The 15,587-nt window shown below is 70.3% G+C and carries 14 protein-coding genes; 12 read left to right on the top strand and 2 right to left on the bottom strand.

Annotated elements, in window-relative coordinates; all coding sequences use genetic code 11:
• Positions 1-15: 15 nt before the first annotated feature.
• Together ACQPXD_RS22270 and ACQPXD_RS22265 are read right to left on the bottom strand one after the other, a co-directional pair.
• Entirely contained in the window at positions 16-1,341 is a 1,326-nt protein-coding gene (locus ACQPXD_RS22270; protein WP_432841474.1) for an acyl-CoA dehydrogenase family protein, read from the bottom strand.
• A gap of 43 nt (positions 1,342-1,384) precedes the next feature.
• The gene (locus tag ACQPXD_RS22265; protein ID WP_432841472.1) at positions 1,385-2,563 is read right to left on the bottom strand and encodes a phosphotransferase family protein; all 1,179 of its coding nucleotides are present in this window, start codon (positions 2,561-2,563) and stop codon (positions 1,385-1,387) included.
• On the opposite strand from ACQPXD_RS22265, the gene ACQPXD_RS22260 reads away from it, so the two are divergent.
• From ACQPXD_RS22260 to ACQPXD_RS22205, 12 genes are all read left to right on the top strand, one after another.
• Entirely contained in the window at positions 2,547-4,004 is a 1,458-nt protein-coding gene (locus tag ACQPXD_RS22260; protein ID WP_432841470.1) for a class I adenylate-forming enzyme family protein, read from the top strand. The genes ACQPXD_RS22265 and ACQPXD_RS22260 overlap by 17 nt on opposite strands.
• Entirely contained in the window at positions 4,001-5,194 is a 1,194-nt protein-coding gene (locus ACQPXD_RS22255; protein ID WP_432841468.1) for a thiolase family protein, read from the top strand. The genes ACQPXD_RS22260 and ACQPXD_RS22255 overlap by 4 nt, the downstream gene beginning before the upstream one ends.
• Before the next feature lie 248 nt (positions 5,195-5,442).
• Complete coding sequence (locus ACQPXD_RS22250; RefSeq protein WP_432841466.1) at positions 5,443-6,633, top strand: ABC transporter substrate-binding protein; 1,191 nt, start codon at positions 5,443-5,445, stop codon at positions 6,631-6,633.
• 88 nt (positions 6,634-6,721) lie between these two features.
• Positions 6,722-7,603: a branched-chain amino acid ABC transporter permease gene (locus tag ACQPXD_RS22245; protein ID WP_432841464.1), complete on the top strand. Its 882-nt coding sequence runs from the start codon at positions 6,722-6,724 to the stop codon at positions 7,601-7,603.
• Positions 7,600-8,661 carry a branched-chain amino acid ABC transporter permease gene (locus ACQPXD_RS22240; protein ID WP_432841462.1) on the top strand — a complete coding sequence of 354 codons (1,062 nt, stop codon included), beginning with the start codon at positions 7,600-7,602 and terminating at the stop codon, positions 8,659-8,661. The genes ACQPXD_RS22245 and ACQPXD_RS22240 overlap by 4 nt, the downstream gene beginning before the upstream one ends.
• Positions 8,658-9,392: an ABC transporter ATP-binding protein gene (locus ACQPXD_RS22235; RefSeq protein WP_432841460.1), complete on the top strand. Its 735-nt coding sequence runs from the start codon at positions 8,658-8,660 to the stop codon at positions 9,390-9,392. Before ACQPXD_RS22240 ends, ACQPXD_RS22235 begins: the two co-directional genes overlap by 4 nt.
• Positions 9,379-10,188 (top strand): ABC transporter ATP-binding protein, encoded by an 810-nt coding sequence (locus ACQPXD_RS22230; RefSeq protein ID WP_432841458.1) that lies wholly within the window; start codon positions 9,379-9,381, stop codon positions 10,186-10,188. The genes ACQPXD_RS22235 and ACQPXD_RS22230 overlap by 14 nt, the downstream gene beginning before the upstream one ends.
• 189 nt (positions 10,189-10,377) lie before the next feature.
• Positions 10,378-10,497, top strand: a complete 120-nt coding sequence (locus ACQPXD_RS22225; protein ID WP_432841456.1) for a desulfoferrodoxin — start codon at positions 10,378-10,380, stop codon at positions 10,495-10,497.
• The gene (locus ACQPXD_RS22220) at positions 10,497-11,504 is read left to right on the top strand and encodes an LLM class flavin-dependent oxidoreductase (protein ID WP_432841454.1); all 1,008 of its coding nucleotides are present in this window, start codon (positions 10,497-10,499) and stop codon (positions 11,502-11,504) included. Before ACQPXD_RS22225 ends, ACQPXD_RS22220 begins: the two co-directional genes overlap by 1 nt.
• Positions 11,497-13,716: a CoA transferase gene (locus tag ACQPXD_RS22215; RefSeq protein ID WP_432841452.1), complete on the top strand. Its 2,220-nt coding sequence runs from the start codon at positions 11,497-11,499 to the stop codon at positions 13,714-13,716. Before ACQPXD_RS22220 ends, ACQPXD_RS22215 begins: the two co-directional genes overlap by 8 nt.
• Complete coding sequence (locus ACQPXD_RS22210) at positions 13,703-14,377, top strand: TetR/AcrR family transcriptional regulator (protein ID WP_432841450.1); 675 nt, start codon at positions 13,703-13,705, stop codon at positions 14,375-14,377. The genes ACQPXD_RS22215 and ACQPXD_RS22210 overlap by 14 nt, the downstream gene beginning before the upstream one ends.
• A gap of 58 nt (positions 14,378-14,435) precedes the next feature.
• A complete protein-coding gene (locus ACQPXD_RS22205; RefSeq protein ID WP_432841448.1) occupies positions 14,436-15,584 on the top strand; it encodes a CaiB/BaiF CoA transferase family protein in 1,149 nt (382 codons plus the stop codon).
• Positions 15,585-15,587: the final 3 nt, after the last annotated feature.

The raw sequence follows: 15,587 nt of genomic DNA, 5'->3' as shown, positions 1-15,587 counted from the left end.
ATTCCTCCGGAGGGGTCAGCTGTTGACGGCGGCGTCGTCCAGATAGCGGGCGAACCTGGCCTCGGCCCGGGCGCGCATCGTCGGGATGTGCTGCGACGGGACGTCGGTCGGTGTGTAACCTTTGAGGATCTGCCGGGCCACGTTCGTCTTGTGCACCTCGTCGGGGCCGTCGACCAGCCGGGCCGCGCGGGCCTTGCGGTACATGGCCTCCAGCGGCAGGTCGGCGGAGTATCCCAACGCGCCGTGCACCTGGATGGCCCGGTCGATCACCTCGTAGAGCACCCGGGCCCCCCAGAACTTGATGACCCCGATCTCGATCTTGGCATCGCTGTGCGGCCGGCCCTGCTCGTGCAGCCGGTCCATCGTCCACGCCGCCTGCAGGGTCAGCAGGCGAGCCGCCTGCATCGAGGCCCAGCTCTGCGCCACCCAGTCCTGGACCAGCTGCTTGTCGGCCAGCACCGAGCCGTGGGTGAAGCGGCTGACGGCCCGCTCGCACAGCATGTCGAACGCGCGCCGGCTTTGGCCGAGCCAGCGCATCGCGTGGTGGACGCGACCCGGTCCCAGTCGCTTCTGGGCCAAGGCGAAGCCCTCACCGACGTCGCCGATGAGGTTGGCCCGCGGCACCCGGACCGACTCGTACCGGACCTCCGCGTGGTTGCCGAACTCGCCGAAGCGATGGTCGACGTTCTCCATCGTCGGGATGTCGCGCAGCACCGTCACGCCCGGGGTGGCACTGGGGACGATGATCATCGAGAACCGCTTGTGCGCACGCAGTTCGGGGTCGTCGGAGGTGCGGCACATCACGATGTGGAAGTCGGCCACCGACGCGTTGGAGATGAACCACTTGTGGCCGTCGATCACCCATTCGTCGCCGTCGAGCCGCGCCGTCGTCCGCAACAGCCGTGGGTCGGCGCCGGCGCCCGGCTCGGTCATCGAGTAGGACGAGTACATCCGGCCGTCCAGCAGCGGAGCCATCCACTGCTCCTTCTGCCGCGGCGTCCCGGCCAGCGCCAGCATCTCGGCGTTGCCGGAGTCCGGGGCGTTGTTGCCGAAGATGGGTGCGGCGAGCGGGCTCTGACCGATGATCTCGTGCATCAACGCGAGCTTGACCTGGCCGAAGCCGGTGCCACCCAGCTCGGGTGGCAGGTGCGCGGCCCAGAGTCCCTGGCGGCGTACCTCGTCCTTCAGCCCCGCGGTCGCGGCGGCGTAGGCGGTGGCCCCGCCGGGCGCACGCCAGCGGTCCCGCAGGGTCTCCAACGGGATGATCTCCTCCGCCACGAACCGGCGCATCCACCCGAGCTTGTGCTCGAACTCGGGCTCGGTGGAGAAGTCCCAGCTCATCTGCGGCCTCCTTGTAGTGTCATCGGTCGGGACGGGCCCGGAGTCACGCGGCGACCATCCGCGCTCCCTGATCGATCAAGCTTCGGGCGATGGTGTGTAAGCGCTCACCAACCACCGGATCGGCCAGCCCCGCCAGCGACCGGGCGTAGGTGCCCTCGAGGAGGATCGCGAAGCGGTAGCAGGCCATGCCGCGGTACCACGGGAGGTGAGTGAGATCGCGAGCCGAGTTCGCCGCGTAGTGCTCGATGAGCTCCTCCGGCGACGGCAGCCCCGGCAGGTCCAGGACCGTTGCGGGCGAGCCGGCCTGCCGGCGGTCCGGCCACGTCGCCAGCAGATGCCCCAGGTCGATCAGCGGGTCACCCACCGTCGCGACCTCCCAGTCCACGATGGCCGCCACCTCCGGGCGGTCCCACCGCACGAGCACGTTGGACAGATGGAAGTCACCGTGCAGCAGGCCCGGCCGCCACGAGGCGGGCCGCGTGGACCGCAGGACCCGGCTCAGGGCAACCGCGCCCGGCAGCAGAACGTCCGGCTCCGTCCCGGCCATCACGGCCCACGCGTCTAGGCGCTGCGACCACCGCTCCACCTGACGCTCCAGCCAGCCGTCCGGATCGCCGAAACCGGCCTCGCGCAGGCGATCGACCGGCACCGACTCCAGCGTCAGCAACGCGTCCACCATCGCCAGTCCCAGCCGGCGATGAAACCCCCGGTCGGCCTCGAACGCCGCGGGCAACGAGGTCTTCGGATTGAAGCCGTCGACCTCGCTCATCAGATAGAAGTTGGCTCCCAGCACCGCCGGGTCCAGGCACGCCGCGATCAACCGAGGATGCGGCACGACCGTCGTCGCGAGCTCGCCCAGTAGGGCCGCCTCCCGACGAATCGACTCGTCGCTGTTGGGGCGCTTGTTCAGCGGAGGCCGCCGCAGCACGTACGTGTCGTCGCCGCGCCGGAACCGCAGCAACAGATTCTGCGTGCCGCCGGCGAGCAGCGTCGCGTCGACGATGTCGCCGGCACCGACACCACGCTCGTCCATCCAGTCGCGCACCGCCGACCACGCGACCACGTCGTCGGCGGAGTGGGCCGGTCGGTGGGGGGCTGACCCTTGGGGTGCCATGGTTGGCGAGTGTACACTCACTTTCCAACTCCGGATCAAGCTCTTGTCGTAACCGAGGAGGAGCCAATTGGGCACGGCGATGCTCCTGGACATGGCGATGTCGGTCATGCCCGACCGCCCCGCGGTGAAGGACGGAACCCGGCGCTGGACCTACGCCGAACTGGACGACCTCAGCAGCCGGGCCGCTTGCCTGCTCACCGGCCACGCCACCGTCGTTCACGTCGGCGTCAACGGCCCGGTGCTGCCGCTGCTGCTCTTCGCCACGGCGAAGGCCGGCGTCCCGCTCGCCGTCCTGAACTACCGCCTCAGCGGGGACCAGCTGGTGGCCCGCCTGGCCGAGCTCGCGAACCCGCTGGTCGTCACGGACGAGCGCTACCTGACCACCCTGGCCGGCGCGGCGCCGACGGTGCTGGTGACCGAGCTGATCGACCGGGCCGCGACGGCCGACCGGCTCGTGCCCCGCGACCTCGACGAGCGCGCCGCGGCCGTCATCCTGTTCACCAGCGGGACGACCTCGACCCCCAAGGGCGTCGTGCTGCGCCACGACAACCTCGTGTCGTATGTGCTCGACACGGTCGCCTTCGCCGGCGCGCGCGACGGCGACACCGCCCTGATCGCGACCCCGCCCTACCACGTCGCCGGGGTCGCGGCGGCACTGACCAATGTGTACTCCGGCCGGGCGATGGCCTACCTGGCCGACTTCTCCCCGAGCGTCTGGCTTGACGCTGTTCGCGCCAATCAGGTGACGCATGCGATGGTCGTGCCGACCATGCTGGCGCGCATCGTCGAGCACCTCGGCGGGGCGAGTGCCGACGTGCCGAGCCTGCGGTCGCTCGCCTACGGCGGCGCGCGGATGCCCAGGCCGGTGCTGGAGCGGGTCCTCGCCGCGTTTCCCGGCGTCGACTTCGTCAACGCATACGGACTGACCGAGACCAGCTCAACGATCGCGGTGCTCGGCCCCGACGACCACCGCGCCGCGGTCACGAGCACCGACCCCGCCGTCCGCGACCGGCTGTCCTCCGTAGGCCGCCTGGTCCCCGGGGTCGAGGCCCAGGTCCGCGACCCGGCCGGCCTGGTGCTGCCGGTCGGCGAGACCGGGCTGCTGTGGGTGCGCGGCCCGCAGGTCTCCGGCGAGTACCTGCACGGTTCGGCGCTCGACCCGCAGGGCTGGTTCCCCACTGCGGACCGGGCCCGCCTCGACACCGACGGTTACCTGTTCATGGAGGGGCGCGCGGACGACACCATCATCCGGGGCGGCGAGAACATCGCGCCGGCCGAGATCGAGGACGCGCTGCTGGCTCACCCCGGCGTCCGGCAGGCGGCGGTCGTGGGACTGCCGGACGACGAATGGGGTGAGCGCATCGCCGCCGCCGTCGTCGCCGACGACCCGACGGTCACCGCGGCGGTGCTGCGCGCCTGGTGCCGCGAGCGACTGCGGGGTTCGCGCACGCCGGACGAGGTCTTTCTCGTCCCCGAACTGCCCCACACCGAGACCGGCAAGCTCATCCGCCGCTCAGTCGTCAGTCTCATTACGGAGGTCCGCGCGTGACCGAGGCCGTCCTCATCGACATCGTCCGCACCGCTTCCGGCAAAGGCAAGCCGGGAGGTGCCCTGTCCGGCATGCACCCCATCGACCTGATGGCGGGAGTGCTCCAGTCGCTGCTCGGCCGGGTCGGGATCGATCCGGCCGAGGTCGACGACGTCATCCTCGGCTGCGTCACGCAGGCGGGAGAGCAGGCCGGCAACCTGGCCCGGTTCGCGGTCCTCGGCGCCGGACTGCCGGAGTCCGTGCCGGCCACGACCATCAACCGGGCGTGCGGCTCGAGCCAGCAGGCGGTGCACTTCGCCGTCCAGGCGGTGAAGTCCGGCGCGAGCGACATCGTCATCGCCGGCGGGGTCGAAAGCATGAGCCGCGTCCCGATACCGACGGCGGCGATGGGCCGCGACGCCCGGGGCACCATGGCCCGCGCGCGGTATCCCGACGGGTTCACCTCCCAGGGCGTGGCGGCGGAACTGGTCGCCGACGCCTGGAAGCTCGCCCGGTCCGAACTGGACAGCTATTCGGCCCGGTCGCACCAGCGGGCGGCCCGGGCGAGGGCGAGTGGCTGGTTCGACCACGAGATCGTGCCGGTGACCGTCACCGACGCCTCGGGAAGCGAGCGCTCACACACCATCGACGAGACCGTCCGCGCGGGCACGACGGCCGAGAGCCTGGCGGCGCTCACGCCGGTCTTCGCCACCGAGGCCGAACGGGCCGTCCGGCCACACCTGGACTGGCGCGTGACCGCGGGGACGTCCTCGCCCCTCACCGACGGCGCTTCGGCGGCGCTCATCATGTCGGGCGAGGCGGCCCAACGCCTCGGGCTGACCGCCCGGGCCCGCTTCGTGGCCGGAACCGTGGCCGGCGCCGACCCGTTGCTGATGCTCACCGCACCCATACCGGCCACCCGGCGGGTGCTCGAGCGCGCCGGGCTCGGCCTCGCCGACCTCGCCGCCTACGAAGTCAACGAGGCGTTCGCCCCGGTACCCCTCGCCTGGTGCCGGGAGCTGGACGCGGACCCCGACCGGCTGAACCCGTGCGGTGGCGCGATCGCGCTGGGACACGCGATCGGGGCCTCCGGGACCCGGCTGCTCGCGACCCTGCTGAACCACCTCGAGCGCACCGGAGGACGGTACGGCCTGCAGACCATGTGCGAGTTCGGCGGCATGGCGAACGCCATGGTCATCGAACGACTCTGACGCCGTCCAGACCGATCGTCGGGAGCCGGGCGACGCCCGGTCCTCAACCGTGCGCGGTTCCTGAAAGCGTTGCCAGTAAAGGGAATCAGCCTCCGGGCCAGCCGAAACACGTTGTTGACATGCTTGGAAAGTGACTGTTAACTTTCCGCCAGCCAAGGTCACTATCACAGACAACCCGTTCCTTGGAGCGTGAGGGGAGACACTGAATGCCACTGCCGCTTTCCCGGCGTCGTGGTAGGCGCCATGGAGTGAAGCTCGTTGCGGTCATGGCGGCCGCGCTCGCGGTGAGCCTCGCCGCCGGCTGTTCCAACTCGAGCGACGGCAACGGGGCCGGCTCGGCCGGCCCGATCAAGATCGGCGTCATCGCCACCCTGACCGGCAACTTCACCTACGTCGGCCAGAACCTGGTGCACGCCTCGCAGGGCTACTTCGATCGCATCAACGCCAGCGGCGGAATCAACGGCCGCAAGGTGGAGCTGGTGGTCAAGAACGACGGCGCGACCGCGACGGCCGCGCAGGCGGCGATGCGCCAGCTCGTCGACGGCGACAAGGTCGTCGCGTTGCTCGGGCCGGACCTGACCGATCTGTGCACCGCGGCCGGCCAGTACGTCGCGACCGTCAAGATTCCCGCCATTTGCGGCAAAGGCGCGCCCGAATCCTTCCAGCCGGCCCAGCAGTTCCTGTTCGGCACGGCGGGGTGGGGCGGTTCGGACTACGCCGAGCCGATGCTGAAGCTCGCCGGCTCGCTCGTCTCCGGCAAGCCGCTCAAGATCGGCATCGTCACCCTCGACACCGGCGGCAACCACGCCTGGGTGAAAGCCGTGGAGCAGGCGGCCACCCAACGCGGCTGGACCGTCGCCACCCAGTACGCACCGGCCACCTCGGCCGACGTCAGCCCGTTCGCCCGCAACGCGGCGGCGGCGAAACCCGACGTGGTCCTCGTGCAGCTCGGCGGTCCGCTCAACCCGTCCGTGGTCTCGGCGCTGCGGGCATCAGGCTCGCAGGCACCGGTCATCAACACCAGTAACACCGGTCAGTACACGACCTTCGAGACCATGAAGGACCCCGGCTTCTACCAGATGTCCATGGGCCCGCTCATCGTCCCTGACGCGCCCGACAACCCGCAGGTCGTCAAGGACTACATCGCCGACATGTCGGCGCAGGGTGTGACCGGAGCGGCCGCGCTCAACGACTCCCTGCTCATTCCGTACTACCTGGGCGCCATGACCCTGGGCCAGGCGCTCAAGGGCTGTGGGGCCGACTGCACCGGCACGTCACTCGCGGCGGCGTTGCAGAACGTCAGCCTGGACGCGAAGGGCCTCGCCTCCGACTTCCGCATGACGCCGGACCTGCACATGGGCCCCCGGTCCTACAGCGCGTACCACTGGGACACGGCGACCAACACCGCGAAACAGTTGACCGAGAACTTCGCGGTGTGACGACCACGAATCGCTAACCCATGCCGCGGTCGGCGCCGGGCGCCTGGCTCCGACCACGGCCTTCCCCCCAAACGCTGGAAGGAAAACAGTGAACCAGATCGCGAACATGATCACGCAGGGGCTGTTCCTCGCGTCGATCTTCGCGCTGGTGTCGGTGGGATTCGTGGTGCTCTACCGGGCCACGGGCGTCGTCAGCTTCGTTCAGGGCTACTTGATGCTGTTGGGCGCCGTCGTCTACCACTACATCAGCGACTCACGTCCGACCTGGATGCTCTACGTCGGCCTCCCACTGACGCTGGTCGTCGTGGGCGTCGTCGCCGTGCTGGCCTACCGGCTTGTCTTCGCCCGCCTGACCGGGGCGGACGCGTTCGTCTCCTCGATCGCCAGCATCGGCCTGGGCATGCTGCTGCAACTCGTCATCATCATGGTCTTCGGGTCTGTGCCGGTCAGTGCGCCACGACTCGTGAGCAACAGCTATTGGCACGTCACCGGCACCGTGAACATCCCGTGGACGACGATCTTCCTGCTCGGCGGCGCGGTCGTGAGCTTCGCCTGCATCCTGCTCTACCTGTTCGCGACACCGGTCGGCCTGGCGATGCGGGCGGCCGCCAACCGCACGCTGCTGGCGGCACAGGCCGGCGTGAACGTCCGCAGCGTCTCCGCCGTCGCCTGGGGCATCGGCGGCGTCACCGCCGCGCTGGCCGGGATCGGCTACTCGTTCTCCGCCCAGATCGACCCCAACACCATCCCCAACCTCGGGCTGCTCGTCTTCCCGGTGCTCATCCTCGGTGGCCTCGATTCGCTGAAGGGAGCCATCATCGCGTCGATAATCCTGGGGCTGATCGAGAGCGCGACGATCACCTGGATCGGCGGTCAGGAGCAGGACATCATCTCGTACGCCTTGATGCTCGGCGTCATCCTGTTCAAGCCCAGCGGCTTGTTCGGCTCGCGAGAGGTCGCCCGGCTGTGAGACTCACTCGATCCGATCTCATCTCGACCGCCGCGGTCGTCGTCGTCCTGCTCCTGGTCGCGTTCCTCGCCGACAGTTCGACCGTCTTCCTGGTCGCCGCCGCCATCCCGCTGGCGATCGCCGCGCTGGGCCAGGACCTGGTCCTCAACCGGGCCGGGCAGGCGACCTTCGGCGGCGCCGCCCTGATGGCGGTCGGCGCCTTCACCGTGGCGAAGAGCCAGGACCTGGCCTGGCTGCCCTTTCCCCTGCCGCTGGTCGCCGCCGGGGTGGTCGGCGCCGTCATCGGCGTGATCATCGGCCTGCCCGGGGTTCGCGTGCGCGGTCTTTATCTGCTGCTCACCACCTTGGCGTTGCAGATCATCGTGCAGTACGCCGGGCAGCGCATTCAGGGACCCAACATCGCCGGCATCTTCATCAGCGTCCCCGAGATCGGCGCATACCAGGTGGCGCCCGGGCGGCCGACGCTGTACCTCGGTGCCATCGTCCTGGCCCTCACCGTGCTCGTGCTGCGCAACCTCTACGCGACCGGCCCGGGCCGGGTGTGGCAGGTCATCCGCGAGAACGAGGTCGCCGCACGGGTCATGGGCGTGCCCACCGTGTCATGGAAGCTGTCCGCGTTCGTCGTCAGCTCGGTCATCACCGCGATCGGTGGCGGGCTCTTCGCCTACACGACCGGCAACGTCTCGTCGGAGGCGTTCACGCTCACCCTCGCCATCCAGGTGGTCGTCGTCGTGTACGTCGGTGGGCGGCGCACGCTGATCGGGCCGATGATCGGTGCGTTGTTCGTCGGCTACGGCCCGAACCTGCTCGAGCGGCTGCAGTCCACCGGCGCGCTGCCCGCGGTGGCGCGCGACTGGCTCACCGTCAACGGCGGCAATCTCGCCACCGCGATCTACGCGGTCCTGCTGCTCGTCGTGTTCGTCCTGGACCCGGACGGCGTCGTCGGGCTCGGCCAGCGGCTGCGCCGGTTCCTGCGGCGAACCGCCGACCGGCCCGGTGTGCCGGCACCCGGCGACTCGAGCACGTCCACCCCTCTCACCACGGCGGACCGGCCATGACGGACCCGACACCATCAGTGCTGCAGGTGACCGGACTGAAGGTCACCTACCCCGGCGGCGGCGTCGGGCTCGCCGCTTTCGACCTCGAGGTCGGCGCCGGCGAGGTCGTCGCGCTGCTCGGCCGCAACGGGGCCGGCAAGACGACCGCGCTGCGCGGCATCTCCGGCTACCTGAAGTCCGAAGGGGTACAGGTCGCCGGCTCGGTGACCGTACGCGGGCGGCAGGTGGCGCGGCTGGCCCCGTACCAGTGCTTCGGCCACGGCGTCTCGTACGTGCCGGAGCGGGACAAGGTGTTCCCGGTGCTCAGTGTCGAGGAGCATCTGCGGCTCAACCGGCACGACGCCCACCGGGTCGACGCCGTCTTCGAGCAGTTTCCCCGCCTCGCCAAGCACCGCAAGCGCCAGGCCGTTGTGCTCAGCGGGGGCGAGCGGCAGATGCTGGCACTCGCCATGGCCTGGATGGCGCAGCCCGCGGTACTCCTGGTCGATGAGGCGTCGCTCGGCCTGTCACCGGTCGCGATCGAGGCGGTGACCGAGACCCTGGACGAGCTGCGTGCCCGGCTCGGGGTCGCGCTCGTGCTGGTGGACCAGGAGACCTCGCACACGCTGACGCTGGCCGAGCGGATTGTCATCCTGCAGCAGGGCGGCATCGTCTGGCAGGGACGAAGGGGCGACATTTCGTCGGACGATCTGCGTTCGATCATTGTGGGGAGCCGAGATGACATCCAGTGAGCCTGTCCTCGCTGTTCGCGATGTCTCCGTCGTGTTCGGCGGCGTGCACGCGGTGTCGAATGTGGACCTGACGGTTGGCGTTGGCGAACGGGTCGGCGTCATCGGACCGAACGGCGCCGGCAAGACCTCCCTGCTCAACGCGGTCTCGGGCGTGGTGGGCCGCACCGGCTCCATGACGTTCGACGGCCGGTGCCTCGACGGGATGCCGCCCTATCGGCTCGCCGCGCTGGGCGTCGCCCGGACGTTTCAGCTCGCCGAGCATTTCCACGACTTCACCCTGGTCGACTACGTGATGCTCGGGGACCTCGCCCGGCACCGGCCGTCGCTGTTCGGCTCGCTCCTGGCGACCCGCCGCACCGTCCGTGCCGATCGCGAGCTACGCGACCGGGCGAGCTCCACCCTCGAGGAGTTCGGCCTGCGGCAGTGGGCCGGCACGGTACTGCGCGAGATGCCGTACGGCATTCAGAAGATCGCCGACATCTGCCGCGCCCTGCTGAGCCGGCCGACGCTGCTGCTGCTCGACGAGCCGACATCGGGAACCGCGGCGTCGGAGCGGCGGCTCATCGCCGCCACGTTCGAGGTCATCCGGGCGCGCGGCATCGCCACCGTCCTCGTCGACCACGACTCCGAGTTCGTCGCGAGCGTGGTCGACCGCCTCATCCTGATGGACCAGGGCCGAGTCGTGGCCGAGGGCCCGCCGCGCGAGGTCCTCGCGGGGGAACAGGCCAGGGCCGCCTATCTGGGCGGGAAGGTGCTGTCGCTGGGCGGCGACTCAGACCGGGAAGTAGACCGTTGAGTGCAGGAGGAATGGGAATGACGGAGCCGCGGCCGAGCAACCAGCTCGGCAAACGGTACCGGTGCGCGCAGTGCCAGACCGAAGTGATGTGTCTCAAGCGCGGCGACGGACGGTTCACCTGTCACGGGGTGCCGATGGAAGTTGTCGACGTGGCCCCGCTTCCGGCCAGCGATTGAGGAGGGCGATGCGATGAAGGTTGGTTCCAAGGTCCGATGCGAGCAGTGCGGCTCGGAGGCGATCGTCATCCGCGACGGTGGCGGCGAGCTCACCTGCTGCGAGCGTCCCGTCGTGACCATCGGCCAGAAGTGATGGAGCTTTCGCTGTACCTGTATCCCGTCGCCGCCGACGCGACCGGGCTGCGCGAGCTGTGGACCCGCTTCGACAGTCAGGCCACCGCGGCGGACGAAGCGGGGTGGCGTGGCGTCTGGACGCCGGAGCACCACCAGGCGAAGGCCTTCTTCCCGCCGCCCTTCCAGTTGCTGTCGTGGCTCGCGGCCCGCCATCCACGGATGACCACCGGAACGGCGGTCGCCCTCGCCCCGCTGTACCACCCGGTACAACTCGCCGAGGCGATCGCGACCACGGCGTCGGTCTCGGCCGGCACGGTGGTCGGATTCGGCACGGGTTTCCGGCGGCGAGAGTTCGCCGCCGTGGGCGCCGACCCGGCGGAGAAGCTGGCCATGACCCGCGAATGCATCCGGCAGACCCGCGCGCTGCTCGCGGGCGAGTCGGTGACGTTCAGCATCGGTCCCTGGCAGGCCCGGGAGACCGTACTGCCGTTCGTCATCGACCCGGCGCCGCGGTTCCTGGCCGCGGCCCGGACCCGACCCGAGCTGGACGCTCTGGCCGAGGTGGCCGACGGCGTCGTGCCCAATCCGATGGCCGGGCTGGACCGGCAGGTCGCGCTGCTGCGGGAGATGGACGACCGGCTCGGCCGGCCGGCGGTGGTGCGGCCGGTCCTGGCCGACGTCGTGTGGGGACCGACAGCCCAGGAGGCGACCCGGCGCGCGATCAGGCGGCTCGGCGCGGAGTTCGGCAGCTTCAAGCACCAGCAGAGCTCCGTCTCCGACATCGCCCGGTTCGCCGCCGCTCCGGAGACGGAGGTGGATGTGATCCACCGCTACTGCATCGTCGGCGACGACGAGCGGATTCGCGAACGCCTGGAGTGGTTGGCGGCCGAGGGCGTGACCGAGCTGGTCGCCCGGGTGGAGCAGGCGGCCACCGGCAGTGACGAGGCCCTCGAGACGATCCGCGCGCTGGGTCGCATCTGGCCGGGGCGCCCGAGCGTGGAAATGGAGCGGCTCACCCATGCTTGACGGACTCACCGTGACAGCATCCTCGAACGGGTCGGCCGTGCTCATCGCCGGAGGTCTGCTGCGCGGTCTCGGCGCCGAGGTGACCCTGATCGAGAGCGCGACCGGTCATCCGCTGCGGGGCGGAGGCGGGTTCCACACGTGGGCCCGAGGTCTGCGCAGCGTCCTGGCGGAGGACCTCGAATCCGGCCCAGCCGGCGCGGCGGCTGCCACAGACGTGCTGCTCATCGACGAGCTGGCCTGGGAGCTGGCCGGACGGCCGCGGGCACGGCGGGCGACCGTCGTGACGGTCATGGATGTCGGCGACGCCTACGTCGACCCGAGCGTCTCGCCCGACGTCTACGCCTCGCTCGCCGAGGCGCTCACCGGCATGTGCCACCTCCAGCAGGGCTACCGGGACGGACCGTTCTTCCTGGTCGAGTCGACGGCCACCTTCGGCACCGGCGTACTCGCCGCGACCGCCGCGCTGCTCGCGCTCACACCCGCGTTCGCCGGCTCCCCGGTGGTACGCGTCGGTCATCGGGCCGGCGCCCTGGGCATGATGATGTTCTCGGCCACCGTCAAACCCGACCGGTCGCCGGCCGCGATGCCGATCGACGGCGACCCGAAGCGGATCACCACGCCGGTGATCCGGTTCTTCCGGGCGGCCGACGGCTGGCTCACCGTCGGAGCGGTCAGCCAATCGCTGTGGGCCAAGCTGTGCATCGCGCTCGACGCGGCCGACCTGCTCGCCGATCCCCGCTACTTCGGTGCTCCGTTCAACATCACCGACGCGCAGGCCCGCGTCGACCTCGTGGAGCGGATCGAGCAGATCATCGGGGGGCGCACGGTCGCCGAGTGGCTGCGGATCTTCCGCGCCGAGGGCGTCATCGCCGGATCCCTGCTCGAACCGGGCGCGGCGCTCGACACCGACCAGGTCCGGGCCATCGGGATGCGGGTGGAGGCCGAAGGCAGCGATGATGCGATCACCGCCGCCCCCGGTCTGCCGATCCACGCCGCCGCGATGCCGCCGGTCCGTCCCGCCCGCCCGCCGCGCCTGGGCGAACACACCTCGCCGGCACCACGCGCCGGCACCGGGCGCACCGGCAGGCCCCGCACGGGTCCACCGCTCGTGAACCTGCGCGTGCTGGACTTCTCGACGCTCGCCGCGGGGCCGGGCGTGTCCCGGATTCTCGCCGGGCTCGGGGCCGACGTCATCAAGATCGAGCCGTCCGAAGGGGACCCGTTCCGGGGACTCGCCTACAGCTTCATGTCCGTCAACCGTGGCAAGCGCTCCGTCCCGGCGAACATCGGCGACGCCGGCGACCGGAAACGCATCGAGGATCTGGTGCGGTCGGCCGACGTCGTCGTGCACAATTTCCGGGACGAGATCGCGGAACGTTTCGGACTGACGACCGAACGCATCCACGGTCTCAACCCGACCGCGATTGTGCTCATCGTTTCGGGGTACGGCCGCAACGGCCCGGACTCCGGGCTCCCCTCCATCGATGTCAATTTCGAGGCGATCACGGGTGGCCCGCTCGTGCAGGGCGGAGGCGTCGAGCCGGTCGGTTACGGCGGTGGCCCGTCCGACAGCGGGACGACGCTGCTCGGCACGCTCGCCGTGCTGGCCGCCCTGCACCGGCGACGGCAAACGGGACAGGGCGACGAGGCCGAGGTTTCGCTGCTGGCCACCTCGCTCTACCGGCACGCGGCGATTTGTCTGCGGCCCGATCCGGACTGGCACTCGATGACCCTGGGGCCCGATCCGGTCGGGCCGGCGGCCTGCCACCGGTTGTACCCCTGCTCCGACGGCTGGGTGATGGTCGCGGCGGTGACCGAGGTCCAGCGCCGGCGGTTGGAGTCGCTGGACGCCACGCTGGCGGGTCGGTTGCACCCCGAGCCCGGGGCGGGCGCGGCGGAGTTGCTCGGGGCCGCCTTGGCGGCCCGCACCGTCGACGACGTCGTCAAGTGGGCGGCGCACAACGACGTGACGATGGTGCAGGCCCGGCCGTTGAAGTCGTTCCTGCTGGACGAGGCGGCCGCCGGCGGTGACCTGGCCGCCCGGGTGGACGACCCGTCGTGGGGGGAACTCGTCACGCTGGACCGGCTGATCGGCTTCGAGGACGCCGAGTGGCGGCGCCTCGGCGGTGCCCCGGCTCTGGGATCATCTAGCCTGATGTCGATTTCCTGGCACGACGTCGAGAATGCGGGAGGCATGAGTGACTCCGACTGACGGGCGGGTCGACTTCATTGTTGCGTCGCAACGGGTAATTGAGGTCCCGTCGAGCATCCGAAACCCGGAGTTGCTGCGGCGCGGCCGGCACAACATCGTCGAGGCCGCGATCGAACTGTTTTCGACCAAGGGTTTTCACGAGACCTCCGTTGATGAGATCGCGCAGGCGTCGGGGCTGACCGTCGGCGCGCTCTACAAGTACATCCGGTCCAAGCACGACATCCTCTATCTCGCCTCCGTCTTCCAGACCGAGGAGGTTGAGGAGGCCCTGTTGTTGTGGCTCGATCCCGCGCGCGACCCGATGGAGGCGCTGTCGGGAGCGATCGAGCAGTTCCTGCGCGTCACGGACCGGCGCTACAAGGTCACCCGCATCAACTACCGGCACAACCACGTCCTGGAGCCGCAGGCGCGCGAGACGCTGTTCGCGATGGAGCGCCAGCTGCGCGACATCTTCGTGACCCTGCTCGACCGTGCCGCGCCGCCCAAGGGCGTTCCCGGCCCGCGCAAGCTGGTCCTGACCACGATCGCCGACAATCTCGTGGTCCTGGCGCATCAGTGGTCGGTCAACCACCGGCTCTACTCCGAGTACCTCGACCTCGATGGCTTCATCTCCATGCAGCGACGCCTGATTCTCACCAGCATCGGCTGTCCCGTCGCCTGATCCGAGGTTCTCCGCGTCCGGTCCGTGAGCGCCGCCTTGGCGCCAGAAAGGTGAGCGAGTGTTCACTCTACTTGCCGGCATCACCGTCCTCGACCTGTCCCGGCTCATTCCCGGCGCGTACGCGAGCCAGAAGCTGGCCGACCTGGGTGCCGACGTCATCAAGGTGGAGCTGCCACCGGCCGGCGACTACCTGCGCAGCGTCGTCCCGCTCGCCGATGGCCTGAGCCTCATGCACATCTACTTGAATCGCAACAAGCGCAGCGTCGCCCTGAACCTGCGCTCGGAGGAGGGCCGGCGGGCCTTCGCCGAACTCGTCCGCTCGGCCGACGTGCTGATCGAGGCGGGCCGGCCGGGCGCCGCAGCCGCGGCCGGGTACGGATACGAGCAGGTCCGTCAGCTCAGGCCCGACATCGTCTACTGCTCGCTGAGCGCCTTCGGCCAATCGGGGCCGTATGCCGACCTGCCGGCGCACGGTGCGCAGATGGAGGCCGCATCGGGCAACATCAACATGGACGGGCCGGCGGACCGGGCAGGCCACGCACAGGCACCGAACGTCCGGACCTTCAACGCCAGCCAGAGCGGCGCCCTCAACGCGGCATTGGCGATCGCGGCCGCGCTCCTGCGCCGCCAGCGGACCGGCGCCGGGGCCTACCTGGACGTCTCGTGCTGGCAGTCGGCCGTGACCTGGCAGTACGGCAACCTGATCGCCCTGGCCAACTCGGGTCAGCTGTTCCCCGGTTCGGAGGGCATCGGCGCCCGCTACGGCTGCTACGCCGCCGCCGACGGGCGCTGGATGATGATCGGCCTCATCGAAGCCAAGTTCTGGAACGCCTTCTGCCGGGGCGTGGACCGGCCCGACCTCGCCACCGACGACGCCGGCGGGCTCAGCTACGAGGCCGACGACCGCCTCGCCGGGGAACTTGCCGGCATCTTCGCCTCCCGCAGCAGCGCGGAGTGGGTCCGCTTCGCGATCGAGCACAAGCTTCCGATCGCGCCGGTCCTCGCCCCGGCCGATCTGCTGACCGACCCGCACGCGGCCCATCACGGCGTGTTCGTCGACACGGCCCACCCGGTCACCGGCACCCCGGTGCGTGTGCTGGCGCCGCCGGTCAAGGTCGCCGGCGAGCACTTCGAGATCGCGCACCCGGCTCCCGCGTTCGGCGAGCACACCGCGGAGATCCTGGCCCGGATCGATCCCGCCGCCTGACCC

This window comes from Dactylosporangium sp. CA-092794 (assembly GCF_050948465.1).
Classification (GTDB): Bacteria; Actinomycetota; Actinomycetes; order Mycobacteriales; family Micromonosporaceae; genus Dactylosporangium.
This window is presented reverse-complemented; position numbering and strand designations above follow the sequence as displayed.

Excerpts from the sequence above, each read along its gene's own strand:
- ACQPXD_RS22270 (WP_432841474.1), bottom strand. The coding sequence starts at position 1,341 with ATGAGCTGGGACTTCTCCACCGAGCCCGAGTTCGAGCACAAGCTCGGG.
- ACQPXD_RS22215 (WP_432841452.1), top strand. The coding sequence starts at position 11,497 with ATGCTTGACGGACTCACCGTGACAGCATCCTCGAACGGGTCGGCCGTG.
- ACQPXD_RS22225 (WP_432841456.1), top strand. The coding sequence starts at position 10,378 with ATGAAGGTTGGTTCCAAGGTCCGATGCGAGCAGTGCGGCTCGGAGGCG.
- ACQPXD_RS22220 (WP_432841454.1), top strand. The coding sequence starts at position 10,497 with ATGGAGCTTTCGCTGTACCTGTATCCCGTCGCCGCCGACGCGACCGGG.
- ACQPXD_RS22265 (WP_432841472.1), bottom strand. The coding sequence starts at position 2,563 with ATGACCGACATCGCCATGTCCAGGAGCATCGCCGTGCCCAATTGGCTC.
- ACQPXD_RS22235 (WP_432841460.1), top strand. The coding sequence starts at position 8,658 with ATGACGGACCCGACACCATCAGTGCTGCAGGTGACCGGACTGAAGGTC.
- ACQPXD_RS22260 (WP_432841470.1), top strand. The coding sequence starts at position 2,547 with ATGGCGATGTCGGTCATGCCCGACCGCCCCGCGGTGAAGGACGGAACC.
- ACQPXD_RS22230 (WP_432841458.1), top strand. The coding sequence starts at position 9,379 with ATGACATCCAGTGAGCCTGTCCTCGCTGTTCGCGATGTCTCCGTCGTG.